This is a genomic window from Blattabacterium sp. (Nauphoeta cinerea) (assembly GCF_000471965.1).
Classification (GTDB): Bacteria; Bacteroidota; Bacteroidia; order Flavobacteriales; family Blattabacteriaceae; genus Blattabacterium.
Genome location: NC_022550.1, coordinates 556,196 through 578,454, shown reverse-complemented (window position 1 = coordinate 578,454; position 22,259 = coordinate 556,196). Strand labels below are relative to the sequence as shown.

Annotated in this window: 21 protein-coding genes; 13 read left to right on the top strand and 8 right to left on the bottom strand. The window is 25.8% G+C overall.

Annotation, left to right across the window (positions count from 1 at the left end):
• Positions 1-12 precede the first annotated feature (12 nt).
• From K645_RS02875 to K645_RS02860, 4 genes are all read right to left on the bottom strand, one after another.
• Positions 13-948, bottom strand: coding sequence for an SPFH domain-containing protein (locus K645_RS02875; RefSeq protein WP_022565380.1), 936 nt, complete (start codon positions 946-948; stop codon positions 13-15).
• Positions 949-961: 13 nt separating this feature from the next.
• Positions 962-1,276, bottom strand: coding sequence for an iron-sulfur cluster assembly protein (locus K645_RS02870; RefSeq protein WP_022565379.1), 315 nt, complete (start codon positions 1,274-1,276; stop codon positions 962-964).
• On the bottom strand, positions 1,273-2,655 hold the full coding sequence (locus tag K645_RS02865) for a pitrilysin family protein (protein WP_235043314.1): 1,383 nt from the start codon (positions 2,653-2,655) through the stop codon (positions 1,273-1,275). Before K645_RS02865 ends, K645_RS02870 begins: the two co-directional genes overlap by 4 nt.
• Positions 2,656-2,716: 61 nt before the next feature.
• Complete coding sequence (locus K645_RS02860) at positions 2,717-4,039, bottom strand: pitrilysin family protein (protein ID WP_051268220.1); 1,323 nt, start codon at positions 4,037-4,039, stop codon at positions 2,717-2,719.
• A gap of 157 nt (positions 4,040-4,196) precedes the next feature.
• On the opposite strand from K645_RS02860, the gene K645_RS02855 reads away from it, so the two are divergent.
• Genes K645_RS02855 through K645_RS02830 form a run of 6 tightly spaced genes read left to right on the top strand, consistent with a single transcriptional unit; the run spans position 4,197 to position 12,282 of the window.
• Positions 4,197-5,522, top strand: coding sequence for a c-type cytochrome (locus K645_RS02855; protein WP_041936112.1), 1,326 nt, complete (start codon positions 4,197-4,199; stop codon positions 5,520-5,522).
• Positions 5,523-5,535: 13 nt separating this feature from the next.
• Positions 5,536-8,511 carry a 4Fe-4S dicluster domain-containing protein gene (locus K645_RS02850; protein WP_041936039.1) on the top strand — a complete coding sequence of 992 codons (2,976 nt, stop codon included), beginning with the start codon at positions 5,536-5,538 and terminating at the stop codon, positions 8,509-8,511.
• Positions 8,512-8,519: 8 nt separating this feature from the next.
• On the top strand, positions 8,520-9,890 hold the full coding sequence (gene nrfD, locus K645_RS02845) for an NrfD/PsrC family molybdoenzyme membrane anchor subunit (protein ID WP_022565374.1): 1,371 nt from the start codon (positions 8,520-8,522) through the stop codon (positions 9,888-9,890).
• Positions 9,877-10,410 (top strand): DUF3341 domain-containing protein, encoded by a 534-nt coding sequence (locus K645_RS02840; RefSeq protein ID WP_022565373.1) that lies wholly within the window; start codon positions 9,877-9,879, stop codon positions 10,408-10,410. Before nrfD ends, K645_RS02840 begins: the two co-directional genes overlap by 14 nt.
• 13 nt (positions 10,411-10,423) lie before the next feature.
• Positions 10,424-11,035, top strand: a complete 612-nt coding sequence (locus K645_RS02835; RefSeq protein ID WP_022565372.1) for a cytochrome c — start codon at positions 10,424-10,426, stop codon at positions 11,033-11,035.
• Positions 11,036-11,037: 2 nt separating this feature from the next.
• Complete coding sequence (locus K645_RS02830) at positions 11,038-12,282, top strand: hypothetical protein (RefSeq protein WP_022565371.1); 1,245 nt, start codon at positions 11,038-11,040, stop codon at positions 12,280-12,282.
• A gap of 33 nt (positions 12,283-12,315) precedes the next feature.
• Here the strand turns inward: K645_RS02830 and K645_RS02825 are convergent, their stop codons facing one another.
• From K645_RS02825 to tsaB, 3 genes are all read right to left on the bottom strand, one after another.
• A complete protein-coding gene (locus K645_RS02825; RefSeq protein WP_022565370.1) occupies positions 12,316-13,002 on the bottom strand; it encodes a TrkA family potassium uptake protein in 687 nt (228 codons plus the stop codon).
• Between the two features lie 36 nt (positions 13,003-13,038).
• The gene (locus K645_RS02820) at positions 13,039-14,790 is read right to left on the bottom strand and encodes a TrkH family potassium uptake protein (RefSeq protein ID WP_022565369.1); all 1,752 of its coding nucleotides are present in this window, start codon (positions 14,788-14,790) and stop codon (positions 13,039-13,041) included.
• A gap of 116 nt (positions 14,791-14,906) precedes the next feature.
• A complete protein-coding gene (gene tsaB / locus K645_RS02815; RefSeq protein ID WP_022565368.1) occupies positions 14,907-15,542 on the bottom strand; it encodes a tRNA (adenosine(37)-N6)-threonylcarbamoyltransferase complex dimerization subunit type 1 TsaB in 636 nt (211 codons plus the stop codon).
• A gap of 39 nt (positions 15,543-15,581) precedes the next feature.
• Here tsaB and nadE point away from each other — a divergent pair, with 39 nt between their 5' ends.
• The 3 genes from nadE to cysS all read left to right on the top strand — a co-directional run bounded on the left by nadE (position 15,582) and on the right by cysS (position 18,610).
• On the top strand, positions 15,582-16,367 hold the full coding sequence (gene nadE, locus K645_RS02810) for an NAD(+) synthase (RefSeq protein ID WP_022565367.1): 786 nt from the start codon (positions 15,582-15,584) through the stop codon (positions 16,365-16,367).
• An 80-nt stretch (positions 16,368-16,447) separates the two neighbouring features.
• Positions 16,448-17,125 carry a GTP cyclohydrolase I FolE gene (gene folE / locus K645_RS02805; protein WP_081683501.1) on the top strand — a complete coding sequence of 226 codons (678 nt, stop codon included), beginning with the start codon at positions 16,448-16,450 and terminating at the stop codon, positions 17,123-17,125.
• A 3-nt stretch (positions 17,126-17,128) separates the two neighbouring features.
• Positions 17,129-18,610: a cysteine--tRNA ligase gene (gene cysS / locus K645_RS02800; RefSeq protein ID WP_022565365.1), complete on the top strand. Its 1,482-nt coding sequence runs from the start codon at positions 17,129-17,131 to the stop codon at positions 18,608-18,610.
• Here cysS and K645_RS02795 read toward each other — a convergent pair.
• Positions 18,602-19,750, bottom strand: a complete 1,149-nt coding sequence (locus K645_RS02795; protein WP_041936037.1) for a PLP-dependent aspartate aminotransferase family protein — start codon at positions 19,748-19,750, stop codon at positions 18,602-18,604. The two genes, cysS and K645_RS02795, sit on opposite strands and share 9 nt — an antisense overlap.
• 178 nt (positions 19,751-19,928) lie before the next feature.
• On the opposite strand from K645_RS02795, the gene atpB reads away from it, so the two are divergent.
• From atpB to atpH, 4 genes are read left to right on the top strand one after another with little or no spacing between them, the layout of a single operon-like run.
• Complete coding sequence (atpB, locus tag K645_RS02785) at positions 19,929-20,954, top strand: F0F1 ATP synthase subunit A (protein ID WP_051268218.1); 1,026 nt, start codon at positions 19,929-19,931, stop codon at positions 20,952-20,954.
• A gap of 14 nt (positions 20,955-20,968) precedes the next feature.
• The gene (atpE, locus tag K645_RS02780; protein ID WP_022565361.1) at positions 20,969-21,196 is read left to right on the top strand and encodes an ATP synthase F0 subunit C; all 228 of its coding nucleotides are present in this window, start codon (positions 20,969-20,971) and stop codon (positions 21,194-21,196) included.
• 10 nt (positions 21,197-21,206) lie between these two features.
• The gene (atpF, locus tag K645_RS02775) at positions 21,207-21,692 is read left to right on the top strand and encodes a F0F1 ATP synthase subunit B (protein WP_022565360.1); all 486 of its coding nucleotides are present in this window, start codon (positions 21,207-21,209) and stop codon (positions 21,690-21,692) included.
• A 25-nt stretch (positions 21,693-21,717) separates the two neighbouring features.
• Entirely contained in the window at positions 21,718-22,254 is a 537-nt protein-coding gene (gene atpH / locus K645_RS02770; RefSeq protein ID WP_022565359.1) for an ATP synthase F1 subunit delta, read from the top strand.
• Positions 22,255-22,259: the final 5 nt, after the last annotated feature.

Here is a 22,259-nt window from a genome sequence, read left to right as displayed (position 1 = left end):
GAAGATTAAAATTTATTTTTTTTTACTATTGTTCTTTTTTTTTAGAGTTTCTCCAATTTGGTTAGAAATATTAAACGAAGTGATCATATTGTTTAACATTTCACTAGCTGATCCTGGTGAGTTAGGTAATAAAATCAAATTAGTGTTTCCACTTTCTCCCATAGATTGAAGGGTATCATAGTGTTGTGTTACAACAATCAAAGCGGAAGCTTCTTGTGAATTAATTCCTACATTATTTAATACTTCTACTGATTCTAAAATTCCTCTAGCTATCTCTCTACGTTGATCTGCTGTTCCTTTTCCTTGTAATTTTTTACTTTCAGCTTCAGCTTTAGCTTTAGCCACAATTTGTATCCTATCAGCTTCGGCTTTGTATTCCGCAGCTACTTTTTCTCTTTCAGCTGTATTAATACGATTCATAGCTTGTTTTACTTGTTCATCTGGATCAATATCTGTAACTAATGCTTTAATGATAGAATATCCATAATCTAACATAGACCCTTCCAATTCTCCCTTAACGGCTAAAGCGATATGATCTTTTCGTTCAAAAACATCATCCAAACGCATTTTTGGAACTTCAGCTCTAACCACATCAAATACATAAGAAGTGATTTGAGCATGAGAATTATCCAATTTATAAAAAGCTTCATATACTTTATCCTTAATTACTTTAAATTGAACTGACACTTTCACTTTAACAAAAACATTATCTTTTGTCTTTGTATCTACTAATACTTCCAATTGCTGAATTTTTAATGTAAGTTTTCCTACTATATTATCTACAATGGGGACCTTAAAATTTAATCCAGCATAGCGAATGCTATGAAATTTTCCCATTCTTTCAAGAATTGCTGCTGTTTCTTGATTCACTATAAAAATAAAACTAGAAAAAAAAGATAAAATTAAAATAGCTAATATTCCATAAAATAGTAAACCGAAAATACTCATATATTAAAAAATTTTATAAAAATCCTAGTTCTAAACGAGCTTCCTCGCTCATAAATTCCCGACTCCAAGGCGGATCAAATGTTAAAACTACATTTACTTCTTTTATTTCTTGTATAGATTCAACTTTTTCTTTTACTTCTAAAGGTAAACTTTCTACGACTGGACAATTAGGTGTAGTTAAAGTCATTGTTATTTTCACTTTTTTTCCGGAAATTTTAATATCATAAATTAAACCTAACTCATAAATGTCTACTGGAATTTCAGGATCATATATGCTTTTCAATATAGAAATAATACGATCTTCTAAAGAAAAATTTTCATTATTCATTTTTTTTCTTTCTTTATTAAAGATCCAAATTGATCAAAATAACGAACAGGATAACCTAATTTTTTAATTCCAGGTAATATATCATTCGCTTTTCCAACAATTATAATCCTTCCATTTTTTGTTAAGAAAAATTTACGACATGATTGATATATATTATCTATAGTAACTGATTCGATTCTATTCAAATAATTTTTATAAAATCCATTTGGAAGATTATTTTTTAGTTCACATATAAAGAGATCACTAATTCTATTAGGATCTTCGAAATCAAGAATAAATTGACCGCTCAGTTCTTTTTTTTTGATATTTAATTCCTCAAAAGCGATTTTTTGTTCTGTTATTTTCACTATTTCTTTTATAATATCTTTTATAGCATTTTCTGTGACTTCACTTCTTACTTGAGTGTAAACTGAAAAATAACCAATATTTTTATCAGATTTTAAAATAGAATAAGCTCCATATGTATAAGCCTTTTTTTCTCTAAGATTTAAAAATAAACGACTTTGAGGCCCACCTCCTAAAATTCCATTTGCTAACATAGAAGAAAAATATTCAGGATCATTTTTCTTTAAGCAAATTGGACCCCCAAAACAAATAGAAGATTGTGTTAAAGAAGGAATATCCACTATATCTATTTCTATTTTAGATGGAATAAAATATTCTTTTGAAATAGGATTATCTATATATAACTTTTTTTCCCATTTAGAAAAATAAATAGAACATAATTTCTCTACTTCTTTTTTAGAGATATCTCCTATGAAAGAAAGATAGGATATATTTGGGATATAATATTTTTCGTATAATTTTTTCAAATCATAAAGAGTAATGTTTTTAATTGTATCATGAGTTTCATATTCTCCATAAGGATGATTTTTACCAAAATATAAAACATTTCTGACTCTTTGTAAAATAGCATTTGGATCTTTTTCTGAAAGACGAATATCTGTAATTCTTTGTTTAATTATTTTATCTAATTCTTTAGAATTATCAAATTGACTATTCATCAAAATATCACTTATTATAGATACAGATTTATCTAGATATTTTTTCATAGTAAAAATAGATGTTTCAGAAAAAGAAGTATATAAACTACACCCCATATAATCAATAATATCGTCTAATTCTTCTTTCGTATAATTTTTTGTTCCAGAACGGAGCATTTGACCAAAAACTTTTTTAATTCCAGCCTTATCTTTTTCCAAAAATGGTTGACAATCTAATTCTAATCCAATTCGAACTAAAGGAAGTTTATGATTTTCAACAATCAGAACTTTTAACCCATTTTTCATTTGAAAAAACTTAGGTTTTTCAATATTTATAGTAGTTTTTCTTTTGAGAGATTGAGGGGGGGTATTACGATTAAATATATGAGCAAACATAATTATTGTATGAAAAAAAATTATTATAGTAAAGATAATTTTTACAAGTTTTACAAGAAATTTATTGATCTGTGTTATTGTTATTTGGAACATTATATAAACGAACTCTATTGTTTTTATTGAAATATTTATTAGAAACTCTTTTTATATCTTCTATAGTTATTTTTTGATATTTTTCTATATCAGTATTAATTAAATCAGCATTATGATAATACAAATGATAATGAGATAAATTTGCAGTTATTCCACTCATAGAATAATTGTCAGAAATAAACTTTTTCTCAAAATAATTTATTTGTTTTTCCAATTCATATTGTGTTATTCCTTTTTCCTTTAAAACATTTATTTCTTCATCTATCACCTTTGTTAATTGATCTAATGTGACTCCAGGATTTATTAATCCATATATAATGAAAATACCATAATCTTCCATAGGATCTAAAAATGAACCAGCATAAGAAGCTATTTGTTTTGTATTTACAATATTTTTCATAATACGAGAACTTTCTCCAGAAGATAATACGTGATCAATGATTTTTAATACATAAGAATCTTTATCTGTAAGTTTGGGGACTCTATATGATAAAAACACTCCAGGTACTTTGGTATTTTTATCTATATAAGTATAAAATATTTCTTTTTTTATTGGTTCTTCTTCTATTTTTACCATCCCAAAATTCATTTTTCCTTTAGGAATCGATTCAAAATATTTTTTTATCAACATTCTAGCTTCATTTAGATTAAAATCCCCTGATACAACTAAAACAGCATTGTTTGGAACATAATAAGTTTTGTAAAATTCCTTATAATCTGCTTCTGTTGCGGTATCTAAGTCTTCATCGAATCCAATAATTGGATATTTATATGGATGTTTTTTGAATAATAAAGAAGGAATAATTTCCGTAATTGATTTTACATATGGTTGATTTTCCACACGCATTTTTTTTTCTTCTTTTACTACTTCTCTTTGTACATTAATGCTTTCCTCATCAACTTTGGCATGAAGCATTCTTTCAGATTCTAACCATAAAGCGAGTGGAAGGCGATCAGATGGTAATATCTCGTAATAACAAGTCTCATCATGATTTGTATAAGCATTATTTTTTCCTCCATTATAAGCTATATACTTAAAATATTCTCCTTTTTTAATATTTTTAGATCCCTCGAACATAAGATGTTCAAAAAAATGAGCAAAACCCGATCTACCAGGGTTTTCATTTTTACTACCTACATGATACAAAACGGAAATAGAAACTAAAGGGTTCGTATTGTCTTGATGTAAAATAACATGTAGTCCATTTGACAGTTTTTCTTCGAAAAACTTAATTTTATATAATTTCTTGGAGTAATTAAAGTCCTTGGAATCTAAATGATTAAATAACATAACTGATGATATTAAGAAAAAAATGTAAATCCTATTCATGAAACAAAGTTAAAGATTCAAAAAAGAAATTTACGAATTTTTTTTTCCAAAAAATGGGATTTTTTTCTTTTATTCTATTTTTGTGGTATAAATGAATTAATTCATTATGATTTATAGTATGAAAAGAATTTCGTTTTTTACTTTTATTCTTTATTTTTTTTTAGTAGGAGTAGGAAAAGGAAAAGTAGAATTAAAGAGTGATATAATAAAAGGAGATATTAATAATGGAGTTGAACTTTTTAAAAAAAATTGCACAGCATGCCATTCCATGGATTTAGAAAAAAAAATGATAGGACCGGCTTTACATGGAGTTACTGAAAAAAGAAGCCGTAAATGGTTACAACAATGGATTAAAGATAATAAGTCTTTAAGAGAAAGTGGGGATAAAGAAGCTTTGGAGATTTATAAGGAATATGAAAATATAGAAATGAATTCATTTCCTCAATTATCAGAAAAACAGATAGATGATATATTATATTTTATAAAAAATCCAGATTTAATAAAAAAAAAAGAAAATGAAACCCACGAAGTAAATCATAATGAAATTGCGGACTCTGAAAAAGAAGAAAAAAAATTTTTAGTAAAACTCATTATTTTTTGTTTTTGTATTTTATCTTTAATTTTAATTTGGATTTTGTATAGGATCCAAATCCTTGTAAGATTAATCAATGAAGGCGAAACAAAAGCCTCTGCTTTTAGTAAGAAAAATTTTATAATCAATTTTCTTTACAAAAGAATATTAGGAAATAACAAAAAAAATGGTATTTATTTTCTTGTTTTACAGGTTTTTTTTTGTTATTGGGATTATATGAGACTTGGAGTTATCATGAAAATAGATGTAAATAAAGGATATAAACCTGAGCAACCTATTTATTTTTCTCATAAAATTCATTCTGAAATTAATAAAATTGATTGTCAATATTGTCATTCTTCTGCCAAGTATGGTAAAGTATCTGGAATTCCTTCAATTAATGTTTGTATGAATTGTCATATTACTATTAATGAATACAATGGAGATTATTTGGAAAAGGGAAAAAGTCGAGAAGAATATAATCAAGAAATACAAAAAATATATCAAGCTGTAGGATGGGATACGAAAACAAGAAAATATTCTAAAAAAACTAATCCCATTAAATGGATTCGTATTCATAATATGCCAGATTTTGTCTATTTTGATCATTCTCAACATATCATAACAGGAGAAAAAACAATAAAAAATAAAAAAGTAAATTTAGTTTGTAATGCTTGTCATGGAGAAGTTCAAAAAATGGATACAGTGGAAATGTTTAATAATTTCACTATGGAATGGTGTATTTCTTGTCATAGAAACGTAGAAATAGACAATAACAATCAATATTATAAAAAATATTTTCCTAATGAAAAAAAAGATAAAATAACTGTTGACATGGTAGGAGGTGCAGAATGTGCTAAATGTCATTACTGAAATAAAAATTATTATGAAATCAAACAAAAAAGGAAAAATATTTGAATATAATCCCATCAAAAATCTACTTAAAGGAGAAACATCCAGACGTGATTTTCTTAAATGGGTGGGTTTTAGTACAGCTTCAGTCACTTTAGCCGCTTGTAAAGGCCCAGTAATTAAATCGATTCCTTATGTGGTCAAACCAGATAATATCACTCCAGGAATTCCGAATTATTATGCATCAACTATGATCGACTCTTTTGATATAGGAAGTGTTTTGGTTAAAACAAGAGAAGGTCGTCCTATAAAAATAGAACCCAATTCTTATTCTGAATATTTTAATACAACTTCTGCAAGAATACAATCTTCTTTGTTATCTCTTTATGATGAAGAAAGATTAAAAAATCCTTTTTTAAAAGGCAAAGAAAGTACTTGGAATAAAATAGATAATTATGTGATTTGGCATTTAAAGCATTTATCTCAAACAAAAAAAGATATAATTTTTCTTTCTCATTCTTTTCCAAGTTTTTCCACAAAAAAATTGATTCAGGATTTTAAGAAAAAATATCCTAATACTAAATGGATAACTTATGATCCTATTTCATATTCTAAAGCTCTAGATGCGTCAAAAGAAATATTTGGAATCCGCGGTTTTCCTGTCTTTAATTTGAATAAATCAGAATTAATAATTTCGTTTGATGCTGATTTTTTAGGAGATTGGAGTCCAGAAAATATGGCTAAATCTTATGTTCAAAATAGAACACCTCAAAAAAATATGATGCAACATATTCAAATAGAAAGCAACATGACAATAACTGGAGCAAATGCAGATATTCGTTTGGCTAAAAAGCCTTCTGATATAAAAAAAATGTTATTTGAAATTTTTCAAAAAATTTTTTTTGGAAAAAATTCTAATGATAAAAATGTGGACAAAATAGTTTCATTGATAAATAAAATGGGGTCTAAAAGCGTTATTTTTGCCGATGGAGATCAAGAATCTTATGAATTATCTTTTTTGATTAATAAGAAAATTAATAGTCATGCATTACAAAAAAATAGTTTTTTTTTCTCAAAAGAAAGTAATGATGATGAATTCGAAAATTTTTTAAAAAATTTAAAGATAGGAAATATTGGAGGTTTATTTATTCATAATGTAAATCCTATTTATAGTCTTCCATTATCTATTCATGAAAAAGTAAAAAAGTTTATAAAAAAAATACCTTTAACAGTTTCTTTTTCTATGAATAAAGACGAAACCAATGAAGTGATGGATGTGTTAGCTCCTATTCCTCATTGGTTAGAAAGTTGGGGAGATACTTATCCTGTAAGTAATATTTATACATTAATTCAACCTACTGTTCAACGTATTTTTAACACAAGACAATTTCAGGATTCTTTAATTATTTGGGGGGGGATGAAAGAAAAAAATTTTTATGAATATTTAAAGAAAACTTGGATAAAAAATATTGTACCTAAATCTAATGTTTCTTCTTTTAATGAAGCTTTATTTCTCGGGGTAGTAAAAATTATAAATCATAATGCAATTTCAAATAATTATTCGAATAACAATAAGATACAAGAATATGAAAAAAAAATAGGAAATAAAAAAATAGAAAAAAACTTTGAACTCAGATTATACACAAAAATTAGTATGGGTGATGGTTCTCAACATAATAATCCTTGGTTACAAGAACTTCCAGACCCGATTACACGTAGTACATGGGATAATTATTTAACTATATCATATTTTGATGCAAATAAAATGGGATTAAGGAATTGGAACTCAGGAGATGGTTCTTTAAATGGAAACTGTGTAGATTTAATTCAAAACGATAAAACGGTCATTCAAAATATTCCTGTTTTGATTCAACCTGGACAGGCTATAGGATCCATAGGGTTAGCTTTTGGTTATGGTCAAAAAAAAGGAAAATTATCTAAAATTGTTAACGGAAAAAATGCTTATAGAATTTATGAAAATTTTTTGAATATACAAAATAATATACAGATAAAAAAAGTAGATAAAATACATAAATTTGCTTGTGTACAACTACATCACACAACGGTAGGAAGAAATTTAGTAAGAGAAACAGATTTAGATAAATTTTTAAACACACCCAGAGAAATTTGGAATGAAGAAGAGAAAATTTTAACTCATAAAGGAATGATTTCTTTGGAAAGAATATCTATTTGGAGCCAAAATTACAAAAAAAATAATAAAAGTAAAGAAAAAAAGAATGGACATCATTTTAATTTATCTATAGATTTAAATGCTTGTATTGGATGTGGAGCTTGCATAATAGCATGTCATTCTGAAAATAATGTTCCTATTGTTGGAAAAGAGGAAATAGAAAAATCTAGAGATATGCATTGGTTACGTATAGATAGATATTATTTTTCGGATCAAGAAAAGAACAATAATGAAGAAAACATTTATAAAAATCCAAAAGTATCTTTTCAACCTATCATGTGTCAACATTGTGATCATGCTCCTTGTGAGACTGTATGTCCAGTTGGAGCGACTACTCATGGGAAACAAGGTCAGAATATGATGGTTTATAATCGTTGTGTGGGGACTCGTTATTGTGCAAATAACTGTCCTTATAAAGTTAGACGATTTAACTGGTTTAATTATGTTAATAATCAAAAATTTGATTTTAATATGAATAATTCTTTAGGAAAGATGGTTTTAAATCCAGATGTCGTAGTTAGAACTAGAGGTGTAATGGAAAAATGTTCTTTATGTATACAAAGAACACAGTACGTTATAGGAGTAGCAAAAAAAGAAAATAGAGAAATTAAAGATAAAGAATTTGAAACTGCTTGCAGTATTTCTTGTCCTACCAAAGCTATAACTTTTGGAGACACGAATGATTCTACAAGTCTTATTTCTAAGAAAATAAAAAATCCTAGATCTTATAAATTATTAGATTTTATAGGAGTCAGACCCAATGTATCTTATCAATTGAAAATTAGGAATAAAAAAAATGAAATAGATAAAATGAAATAGATAAAATTATGTTAAATCATAACGAATCTCCTATAAGAAAACCCTTGATTTTAGGAAAAAAAACATATAAAAATATTACCGATGACATATTCAATCCTATAAAGAATAAAGCTGGAAATTTATGGTGGATATCTTTATTTCTTTCTATTTTAGCTTTTTTGTGGGGATTGGGGTGTATTTTTTATACAATCGGAACAGGTATAGGTGTGTGGGGTTTAAATCGAACAATTAATTGGGCTTGGGATATTACCAATTTTGTTTGGTGGGTTGGAATTGGTCATGCTGGAACTTTGATTTCAGCTGTTTTATTATTATTTCGACAAAAATGGCGTTTATCTATTAATCGTTCAGCAGAAGCAATGACAATTTTTGCAGTAATACAAGCTGGATTATTTCCTATAATTCATATGGGAAGACCATGGAATGCACATTGGGTGTTACCTATTCCTAATCAGTTTGGAACTTTGTGGCCCAATTTTAATTCGCCTTTATTATGGGATGTATTTGCAATTAGTACTTATTTTTCTGTTTCTACAGTTTTTTGGTTTATGGGATTAATTCCAGACTTTGCTATGATACGAGATCGTATTTCAGATCCTTTTCAAAAAAGGATATATAGCATTCTTAGTTTTGGATGGGGAGGGACCTCAAAAGATTGGCAAAGGTTTGAAGAGATATCTTTAATTTTAGCTGGTTTATGCACTCCATTGGTATTTTCTGTGCATACCATAGTTTCTTTTGATTTTTCAACTTCTGTCATAAAAGGCTGGCATAGTACAATATTTCCTCCTTATTTTGTAGCAGGAGCTATATTTTCAGGATTTGCTATGGTACAAACTTTATTAGGTGTTGCAAGAAAAGTTCTTTCTCTAGAAAATTATATTACCAGAAATCATATCGAATATATGAATATGATTATTTTATTAACAGGGGGAATTGTTTTATTGGCTTATATTTCAGAATTTATTCTTGCTTGGTATTCAGGAGATCCTTTTGAAAAATTCATTTATTTTTCTGTAGAAGCATCTAAAGGTCCATTTTGGTGGGCTTTTTGGGCTTTGATTATTTGCAATGTTATGATTCCTCAATTTTTATGGATTAAATCTGTACGAAGAAGTTTTTTTTGGTCTTATTTTATAGCTATTATTATAAATATTGGAATGTGGTTTGAAAGATTTGATATTATTGTTCTAAATCTTAGTCATGATTATCTTCCTTCTTCTTGGACTGGTTTTGTCCCTTCATTTGTAGATGTCGGTATTTTTATAGGAACTATTGGCTTATTTTTTATCCTTTATTTATTATATATACGTGTTTTTCCTGTGATTTCACAATCGGAATTAAAAACAATATTAAAATCAGATCATGATAAAAAATAACGAAATGAATACATATGTACATGCATTATATGATAATGATTATACCCTTATAAAGAGTATAAAAATTATACAATATCATAATTATGATATACATGAAGTTTATTCTCCTTTTCCTATTCATAATTTGACTGAAGTGTTAAAATTAAAAAAAACGAATTTATCTTTTTTATCTTTTATATATGGATTATTAGGTTTTTGTATGGCTTGTATATTAACTTGGTATACTATGATTTGGGATTGGCCTCAAAATATTGGAGGAAAACCCTCTTTTTCTTGGATAAGAAATTTTCCTTCTTTTATTCCTGTTATATTTGAATTATCAATTTTTTTTTCTGCACATTTTATGTGTATTACTTATTTGATTCAATGCAAATTATTTCCAGGACGTATATCCAAAAATCCGGATCCCAGAACTACTGATAACATGTTTTTGATAGAAATTTATACGGAAAAAAATATCACTCAATTAGTAGATCTACTCAAACAATATGGGGCAATAGAGGTAATTATAAAAAAATAATATAAGTTGAATTATGAATAAATATTTTTATAGATTTATTATTTTAAACATAATATCATCAGTATTTTTTTTAGAATCTTGTTGGTTTGACAAAACGAAACCCAATGTAGTATATATGCCTGACATGTATTATTCAGAAGCATATGAACCTTATTCTGATCCTGATTTTAATAATCAGAATAATAAAAAAATAAAAATTCCTCTATTTAAAGAAAAAACTTCTTCATTATTTCCAGTAAAAGGAACTATTTCTAGAAATTATTTGTTTTATAATTTTACAGATTTTGAAAATAAAGGATTGAATGATTCAAAAAATATCATTCAAAATCCATTGCAAAACAATCATTTCGAAAAAATGAAAGTTACAATAAAAAAAGGAGAAAAATTATATAAAATTAATTGTTCTATATGTCACGGTAAAAATGGAGATGGACAAGGAGAATTAGTAAAAAATGAAAAAATTTTAGGAGTCCCTAATTATAAAGATAGAGACATAACTATTGGAAGTATTTATTATGTTATTACATATGGAAAAAATAATATGAGTTCTTATGCTTCACAATTGAATGAAACAGATAGATGGAGAGTATCAGAATATGTTATGTTTTTAAAAAAAAATAAATAAATATGATGCATCAGTTTTATAAAATGAATAAAAAAATTATTATTCTTATTATAATGGGTTTTGTTTTTATTTCTTTAGATAAAGTATTTATCGGAAATAATAAAAAAATTTTACCTTTCGCAGGAATACAAAAAAAATATGATCTTCCAAAAGATCATGAACATAAACCTGAAACAACATTATATATTTCTATTTTTTACTTTACCTCTATATCTTTAGGAGCATTATTTTTTTTGGGGATACAAAATGTATCTCAATCAGGTTGGTCCATTGTCATTCATCCTATTATAGAGGAAATTTCATCTTTTATTCCATATGGGGGGGGCATAATTCTTATTATTTTATTATTAAATACAATGGATATTGTGCATATATTTCATTGGATGAATTCAGATTTATACAATCCTACTTCTTTAAAGTATGATAAAATTATTGCGAGTAAAAAGTTATTTTTTAATATTCCTTTTTTTTTAGTAAGAAGTATAATTTATGTGTTGGGGTGTAGTTTTTTTTGTTTTAATATTAAAAAAATATCTTATACATTATATATGTCATATTCTTTGAATGATTATAGAAAATTATATTTAATATCTATTATTTTCATTATATTTTTTTCTATAATTTCTATATTCATGACATGGGATTGGGTAATGTCTTTAAATCCACATTGGTTCAGTACTTTATTTAGCTGGTACGTTTTAAGTGGTTTTATCATAACAGCCATAAGCACTATCACAATCATATCTATTTATCTTAATAAAAAAGGATATTTACCCTTTTTTAATAAAAGTCATTTACATGATCTAAGTAAATACTTATTTTCTGGTAGCTTATTATGGACATATCTTTGGTTTTCACAATTTTTGCTTTATTGGTATGGAAATATTCCAGAAGAAATCATATATTTTATAAAAAGAGAAGACATTTATCATTCCATACATTTTTGGATGCTTATTCCTAATTTTTTAATTCCTTTTTTTGGATTAATTAGTAGTAAAAATAAATCGAATTACAAAATAGTATCTTCAATATCTATAATATTATTAATTGGACATTACATAGATATATACAATTTAATAGCTCCAGATCTTAATATTAAAGTTTGCCTATTTGAAGTAATAGGTTCTATATTAATAATAGGAGGATTTTTTATTTATGTTTTATTTTCAAATTTTATAAAAAGAAAATCTCTTTCTTCTGAAGGAAATCCTTTTTTTCAGGAAAGTAAAAACCATAAATATCCTTAATTTTAATTAGAATATGAAAAAAATAACTTAATCTTATTTTTTATCCTTTACAAAATTCATAATAGATTTATTAGAACCAAAAAGAGTTAAGATGTCTCCTTCCTGTAAAAGAGTATCTCCTGTAACCAATCCTATGACTTTTCTTGTTGAAGTTCCTTTAGAAGACATTGGTTTTTTAATATCTCGTATTACAGTAATTAAAGATACTGAATATTTTTGTGTCAGTTTTAAACTTTTAACAGATTTTCCACTAAAAGAATATGGAGAAAATACTTCTGCTATAGAATGCTTATTGTCTATTCTAAAATAATCTAAAGCGTAATTAAAAGATATTTGTTTGGTCAATCGAAACGCGGCGTCTTGTTCTGGATGAACTACATCATTAATGCCCATAGCTTCTAATATTGTATCATGTATTTTAGATAAAGATCTACTAACAATTCTTAAATGCTTATATTTTTTTAATATAGCTGTAGTCACTATTGATGAACCTTCGTTTTCTCCAATAGCTACAATCCCCAAATCTGCTTGTTGAATTGGTAACACTTTATAAGCCGCTTCGTTATTGGCATCCATACATACTACATTTGCTATATGATCTTTTAATAAATCTACTTTTTCCATCTTATGATCTATGCCAAATACTTCATGTCCATTATCAGTTAAATTAAGAGCCAAAGATCTTCCAAAATTTCCTAATCCAATAATTATAATCTTCATATTTTTTTGTATTTACTGAATTTTCTTATTTCTTTATCAATTAATAAGAATATTTCCTTTAGGATATCTGTAATAATGATGAGAGTCAATTTTATTTTTTCTTAATAAACCAATCATGACATTCAATACACCTATTCTTCCTAATAACATTAAAAGTATTAAAATTAATTTACTTCCATTGGATAAATTGGAAGTAATTCCTAAAGATAATCCTGCTGTAGAAAAAGCTGAAACGACTTCAAAAGAAATAAACAGGATATTTTTTTCTGGATCCAAAAAAATTATAATTAAAATACTTATATATATCACTATTATAGATAACATAATGATTGAAAAAGATAATCGAATAGATTCCGCAGATATTTCTCTTCTCTGTATTTCTAATCTATTTTTTCCTATAGACAAAGAAATAATATTCATTAATGCTAACGCGAAAGTGCTTGTTTTAATTCCTCCACCAGTAGAAGCTGGAGAAGCCCCTATCCACATCAAAAAAATAGTAAATAAAATAGTAACCGGTGTTAAAGCATTCATATTTAATACATGAAACCCCGCTGTTCTAGATGTAGCTGAGGAAAAAAAAGAAGCTATCCATTTTCCATAAAATGAAGAATGTTCTGAAAGAGAAAAATGGTATTCACTAATGTAATAAAAAACGGTTCCGAAAAAAAGGAGAAAAAAAGTTGTTAGTATAACGATTTGTGTATTTAAAGTTACCACATGTGCAGGACATCGTAAATCTTCATCTTTAAAAATTTTCAAAAAATATTTTTTGATAGTTAACCATATGTATGTAAAAAAATTAAATAAAATATTGAAACCTATACCTCCTAGTATTAATAAAAAAGCAATAATAAGTTGAAATAAATAATTCAATCTTACAGATTGTGAATATAAACCTTGGCTTAAGGTAGAAAAACCACTATTACAAAAAGCAGATATAGAATGAAAAATAGAAAAAAACAAGATACTATCAGATTCTATAGTATTTTTATTATTTTTAACAGAAAAATAAATGAATAAAGCTCCTATAAATTCCACTGTTAGAGTAAACATAACGACTTTCACTGCTAAACTAAGAACGTTGCTTGTTGTTTTTGTATTCAAAAAATTACTAACAAAAATAGCTTCTTTAAAAGAAAATCCATCTCTAAAAAAATAACTAAAGAAAGAAGTTATAGTTAAAATACCTAATCCTCCTAATTCTATTAATATAAGTATAAAAACTCTTCCTAAATGTGTAAAATCCTTTGCTGTATCTAATACGACCAATCCTGTCACACAGACAGCACTGGTAGAAGTAAACAAAGCATCTATGAATGATATTTTTTTTACTGTAGATGCAGGTAACATTAATAAAATAGATCCCAAAAAAGATAAAAAAACAAAACTTGTAATAAATATGAAAACAGGATTATGTATTTTGACATACACGATTCGCATAAAATAAGTAACACGAATCAGTATGTATAGAATTAAACTAATAAGTGCGGATATTTTTATATCTGAAGTCATTTTTCCATTATCATAAAATAAAATTTTTATAAAAGAAAAAATAAGAGAAAAAATCAATATCAAAAAGGATAAAAAAATCATGGATCTATAACCTTTTTCAAGGTTTTTATCAAAAAGAATAAAAAAATGTAAAATACTTATTATTGATACAATTCCTAAAATAATTTCTACATTAAAAAATTGAAAAGTATTCCATCCTAAAGAAAGAATTATATAAATAAATATAATTGGAGTAAATATCCCCAAAAAATTCTGTAATCTAATTTGGATCATAATTTTTTATGAAATACTTTTTAATTTTTTATAATACAAAATAATCAGATTCAATAATTATCGGTGGAGACTTATAATATTTTATCTGATTTTAATAATTTTTTTTATTTATATATTTATAAATAAAAAGGAATAAATTTTTCTATATCATTAAATTTTTTTTCGCAAAATTTTTTGTAAGATATGTAAGACATGTCCATTGCAGATGGAATTTTGTATAAAAATTCATTTTTTCCGAAAAAAAATTTTCTGTTATTAATAGGAATATTTCCTACAAAATAGACTTTATTATATCTTAAAAAAGATTCAAAAAAATTATCGTCTAATTTTTTTATTTTAATAGGATTCAATCTTTCTTTTAATTCATTAAATAACGAAATATAAAAAAAATCAGATTTAGCATGTATCATGGGAATTAAAAATCCTTTTTTTATGTTTATTTTGCTACTCATTACAGTCAATGAATCTATAGATAATAAAGGAATATCCAAAGAAGAACATAATCCTCTAGCAGAGGACGCTGCTATTCTCAGAGAAGTATAAGATCCAGGCCCTTTGCTTACACAAATAGATTTTAAATCCTTAATATGAATGCCGGAAATATTTATAGCATATTGTATGAATGTATGCAATTTTTCTGAATGAAGATATTCTTCAGAATTTTCTTCTACACAAGTTAGACTTGTTCCATTTTTAGCAATACAGACTGAACAATTTTTTGTAGAAGTTTCTAAATTTAAAATTAAAGACATTATTAAATTTTTTTAAATATTCAAAAAAATAAAAAGAAAATGATAAAAGCAGAAAAAATAATTAAATATATTGTTTCTTGGTTAAAAGAATATATTCAAAAATATCAATCTAATGGTTTTATTATTGGAATATCTGGAGGAATCGATTCTTCAGTCACATCTTTTTTAGTAGCTATGACAAGATTTCCTACTCTTATGTTAGAAATGCCTATTTTAGAAAATAAAAATTTTTTACCTATAAAACATGCAAAATTTTTGACAAAAAAATTTTCTAACGTTTCTTATCTTAAAAAAGACTTATCTATTTTGTTCCAAACTTTTTGTCATGTAACTAATGGGATTGAAAGCTCAAAACTATCTTTAGCATTAGCTAATGTAAAATCTCGTATTCGTATGTTAACTTTATACTATTATGCGAATGTTAAAAATTATCTTGTTGTTGGAACCGGAAACAAAGTGGAAGATTTTGGAGTCGGTTTTTTTACAAAATATGGAGACGGAGGAGTAGATTTACATCCTATAGCTGATTTAACTAAAAGTGAAGTCCGTTTTATAGCTAAAAAATTAAATATCATTGATGAAATTCAAAAAGCAAAACCAACGGATGGACTTTGGGATGATCATCGATCAGATGAAGATCAATTAGGGGCTACTTATGAGGAATTAGAATGGGCAATGGAAGTTATGAAAAAAAAAGATTACACTTTTTCTGAAATGGAATATCAAATTTTTAAAAAATATCAAATTTTACATAAAAAAAATTTACACAAGATGATTCCTATTCCTGTATGTAAAATACCTGATCAAATAAAAACAGGAAAATGAAAATTCTATTTTTGTTTTAAACAATCTCATACAGAATCGTTTTTGTAACTTTGTTTTTCAAGGATTAAGTTCATTTTATGATGGAAGAAAAACATAAAAAAAATTTAAGAAAAGAAAAATTAAATTGTATTTTCAATCATTCAATCAATACAGATCGTTTTTTACAGAATAATGTTTGTTTTGATAGTGATGAAAATAAAATTGAAAGAATCGAAAAACATTTTTTTCAGATTATGAAAATTTTAGGTTTAGATATGAATGATGATAGTTTACGTAAAACACCTAAACGGGTGGCAAAAATGTTTATACAAGAGATATTTAGTGGTCTAAACTCAAAAAATATACCTAATTTTTCCATTTTTGAAAATAAATATAAATACAATCAGATGTTAATAGAAAAAAATATAACAGTTTATTCTACTTGTGAACATCATTTCCTTCCTATAGTAGGAAAAGCTCATGTAGGTTATATTTCTAACGGAAAAGTAGTAGGTCTTTCTAAAATCAATAGAATTGTAAATTTTTATGCCAAAAGACCACAAGTTCAAGAACGTTTAACAATGCAAATTGTCCAATCTTTGCAAAAGATGTTAGAAACACAAGATGTTGCTTGTGTTATAGAGGCAAAGCATTTATGCGTAAATTCTCGTGGAATTAAGGATATAGATAGTAGCACTGTCACGACTGAATTAATAGGGGCTTTCAAAAAAAATTGGGAAATTCGAAATGAATTTTTGCATTATATTGGAATTTCTTAAAAAATGGAGGAAAAAAATTATTCGCATAAAAATAGAAATCATCTAAAAATATATAATTCTTTAACAGAAAAAAAAGAATTGTTTCGTCCTATTCATAAAGAATATGTTGGAATTTATGTATGTGGACCAACAGTTTATAATCATTTGCATTTAGGAAATTGCAGAACTTTTATATCGTTTGATATTGTTTTTCGTTATCTTAAACATTTGGGATATAAAGTTCGTTATGTTAGAAATATTACTGATGTTGGGCATTTAGAGAACGATAATTATGATGCAGAAGACAAAATTTTAAAAAAATCTCGTATAGAAGGATTGGAACCTATGGAGGTGGTTCAAAAATATACTCTTTCTTTTCACAATTTATTAAATATTTTAAATGTATTACCTCCAAGTATAGAACCTACAGCAACAGGCCATATTATAGAACAAATAGATATGATTCAAAAGTTAATTCAAAAAAAATTAGCATATGAAATAAATGGGTCTGTATATTTTGATTTAAAAGAATATAGAAAATCATATCCTTATGGTGTGATTAGTAAAAATAAAATTGATCTACTTTATCATAAAAAATTAAAATTTTTAAAGGAAAAGCGTGGATTTCAAGATTTTTCTCTATGGAAAAAAGCTCATTCTCGTCACATTATGAATTGGAATTCTCCATGGGGAAAAGGATACCCCGGTTGGCATATAGAATGCACTACTATGAGTATAAAATATTTAGGAGAAACTTTTGATATACATGGAGGGGGGATAGATCTAAAATTTCCTCATCACGAATGTGAATTTGCACAAGCTATAGGAATTTATAATAAAAGTAATTTTGCGCATTATTGGATGCATGCCAACATGTTAACTTTGAATGGAAAAAAAATGAGTAAATCTACAGGAAACTTTTTAGAAATAAAAGATATTATTTATGATCAAAAAATTTGTGGAAAAGCTTTTCCCCCTAATATTTTTAGATTTTATATTTTACAATCTCATTATAGAAACGTAATGGATTTTTCCTATAAGGGGCTTATAGATGCTGAAAAAGGATATCATAGAATCATAAACTCTATAAATGTTTTAAAAAATTTTGAACAGAAAACATCAAAATATATATTAAAGAATCACAATATTTTCAATGTTCATCATTGGATAAATATTTGTTATCAAGCTATTAATGATGATTTTAATACTCCTTTATTAATAACTCATTTATTTCAAGCTTCTATTCATATTATGAATTCTATTCAGAATATAGATCATATTAATTTATTAAAAAAGTATATGATTCATTTTGTTTTTGATATTTTAGGAATTCAAGAGATCAATCATCATGAAGAAAATTCTATAAAATTAAAAATACTTATTAAAAGACTAATAAAATTTCGTACAGAGGAAAGAAAACAAAAAAATTGGATTGTTTCAGATAAAATTCGTCAAGAATTGTCTTATATAGGTGTTTCATTACATGACAAAAAATTGTTACAATGATTTTAAGGCTTGATCAATATCTTCTATAAGATCTTCTACATTTTCTATCCCCATAGACAAACGGATGAGTGAATCTTGTATTCCTGCATGAATTCTCACTTCTACAGGAGTCGATTTATGAGTCATAGTTGCTGGTTGACAAATCAAACTTTTTGTACCCCCTAAGCTTTCTGCCAACTTAAATAAGTTTGTAGAAGTGACTACTTTTTTCGCTGATTCTATTGTATCTTTTTTAAGACTAAAAGAAACAATTCCTCCAAAATATCGTTGTTGTTTTAACGCTATAAAATGATTTTTATGATGCGATAATCCAGGGTAATAAATTTGATCTATTTTATCATTGTTCTCTTTTAAAAAAGAAGCGATTTGAAATGCATTTTGAGATTGTTTTTTGATACGTAAATATAATGTTTGACTTCCTCTTATCGTCAACCAACAATCAATAGGAGATAGAACCCCTCCAGTTGCATTTTGAATATATTTTAATTTTTCATACAAGTCTATATTTTTCACAGTAATTAATCCAGCTAATACATCTGAATGTCCTGCTAAATATTTTGTAGCACTATGAACCACTATATCTGATCCTAATTTCAAAGGATTTTGAATAGCAGGAGAAGCAAAAGTATTATCTACAACAACTAAAATTTGGGGATTTTTCTTTTTAGATTTTTTGCTAATATATTCTATATCAGATATTTTTAACGTAGGATTTGTGGGGGATTCTAACCAAATTAATTTAGTATTATCGGAAATAGCAGAAATCGTTTTTTCTACATCTGTTGTATCTACAAATTTAGTATTAATCCCTAATTTTTTATATAGATTTAGTAAACGAAATGTTCCTCCATAAATATCGTCTATAGCTACTATTTCATCTCCATATTTTAGTAATTTTAATATAGCATCCACAGATGCTAATCCAGAAGAAAATGCTAGACTAGCATAACCGTATTCCAATTTAGTTATTAAATCTTCCAGTATTTTTCTTGTTGGATTATTAGTTCTAGTATAGTCGAATCCTTTATGAACACCAGGAGATTCCTGTACATAAGTTGATGTTTGATATATTGGAGTGGATATTGCACCTGTAAGAGGATCAGATAAAATATTTTGAATAAGCTTTGTTTCTTCCTTCATCGTTAATAAAATTTCATCAATTGAATGCAAATGTACTAAAAATGAAAATAGAATCTTTGTTAAAAAAATTTTTTCTACAAATATTTTTTAGAAAAAAATATAAATTTGTTTTCTATTTTTTATTAGAAATGATTTTGAAAAAAATAATATATTTGTTGTTTTCTTTTTATTTTTATTTTTGTTCATTGAATGTGCTAATAAAAATCAGAATAAAGAAAAAGAATATAAAAAAAAAGATGATGTAGATATTGCCAATATTATTTTTGATCATGTAGGTGACTCTCATGAGTGGCATGTTATAGGGATTCACAATCGTGGAATTACTTTTTTTTTACCAATTATTTTATGGAATAATGGATTAGATATTTTTTCTTCATCAAAATTTTCATGTAAAAATGTAGTAAAAGGAAAATATGGATATTATAAAATGTTTAAGGGAATAATATATAATACGAATCATCTGGGTTCGTTATATATGGATTCAAAAGGTGTTCCTAAAAATGATAAACCTTGGGATTTTTCTATTACAAAAAATGTGGTATCTATTTTTATGTCTTCTTTTTTGTTATCTTATCTTTTTATCCGAATGAAACGGAATTATAAAGATTATAAACTTAAATGGAGTTTAGGAATTTTTTTAGAATTTTTAATTCTGTTTATACGGGATGAAATTGCTATTCCTAATATAGGAAATAAAAAATATAAAATTTTTCTTCCTTTTTTGTTAACATCCTTTTTTTTTATATTAATTAATAATTTGATAGGTCTTATTCCTGGATTTCCAAATGTAACAGGGAACATAAGTATTACATTAGTATTATCTATTATGACTTTTATCGTTAGCAATATAAATTCAAATATAAGTTATTGGAAACATATTTTTTGGATGCCAGAAGTTCCAATAGGAATTAGATTATTATTAGCTCCTATCGAATTTATTGGAATTTTTATTCGTCCATTAACTTTGTGTATTCGATTATTTGCTAATATTACAGCAGGACATATAATTATTTTAAGTTTTATTTGTCTCATTTTTATTTTTAAAAATTTTTTTATAGCTGGTTTTTCCATAATTTTCGGTTTTTTTATTTCTATGTTAGAAATTATGGTTGCTTTTCTACAAGCTTTTATTTTTACAACTTTGTCTGCTTTACTTATAGGAATGTCTGTTAAAAATTATGATCATGATAGGAGTCAAACTTAAAAATATTAATAAATATGGATATAGATTTAACTTATTCAGGTTTAGCCGCTCTTGGATCCGGTCTTGCAGTAATAGGAGCGGGGTTAGGTATTGGAAAAATCGGAAGTTCTGCAATGGACGCTATTGCGAGACAACCTGATGCTTCAAATAAAATACAAAATGCTATGATTATAGTGGCCGCATTAATTGAAGGGGCCGCATTATTTGGTATAGTTACTACATTATTAGCTGTATTTAAATAATAAAATTACAATGGATTTAGTCACTCCTTCTATTGGATTAATTGTTTGGCATACAATAATATTTGTAATACTCATGCTCTTTCTTTCGAAATTTGCTTGGAAACCCATAATGAATTTTATTGATCAAAGAGAGGAAAAAATTAAAATATCTATTGAAAAAGCAGATCAAGTGAGAAAAGAATTGAAACATATAGAAGATAAGAAAAATAAAATTTTAAAGGAAATTCGTATAAAAAGAGATATGATTCTGAAAGAAGCTATTCAAATCAGAGAAAAAATAAAATCAAAAGCTATAGAAGAAGGGACGATAGAAAAGAAAAAAATTATAGAAGAAACAAAAAAAAATATTCAAATAGAAAAAGAAGTTGCAATTCATAAATTAAAAAATGAAATAGGATATATTTCTATACAAATAGCAGAAAAAATATTAAAAAAAGAATTAGATCAAAATAATAAACAAGATAAATTTATAAAAGAACTAGTAGATCAATACTAATTCTATTTTTATTGAAATATTCAAAATGTTTTCAAATAAAAAAATAATTCAACATTACGCTAAAGTTTTTTTTGAGTATTCTCTTAAAAAAAACAGTGATATTACTTATGATAAAATAAAAAAAATATCTTTTTTTTTAAATAAAAACACAGAAATATGTATAATTCTCCATACCTCCATGTTGAGTTATGAAAAAAAAATAAAAATTTTCAAAAAAATATTTTTTAATTTTGATATTTTACTTTTTCAATTTATTAAACTTTTAACTATAAGAAAAAGAGAATCACTTTTAAAAGAAATTTTTTTAGAATACCAAAAAATATATGAAGAAAATCAAAAAGGATTTGTGAAATCTATTATTATTTCTGCTTTTCCTTTGAGAAAAAATATACAAAAAACAATTGCACATAAAATAATATCTAATAAAAAAAGATTTCATATCATAAATAGAGTTGATAAATCTATTATTGGAGGTTTTCTATTCCGTGTAGGATATAAAGAATGGAATTTTAGTATTCAGGAACAATTATATTATATTAAAAATATATTTCAAAATCATTAAATATA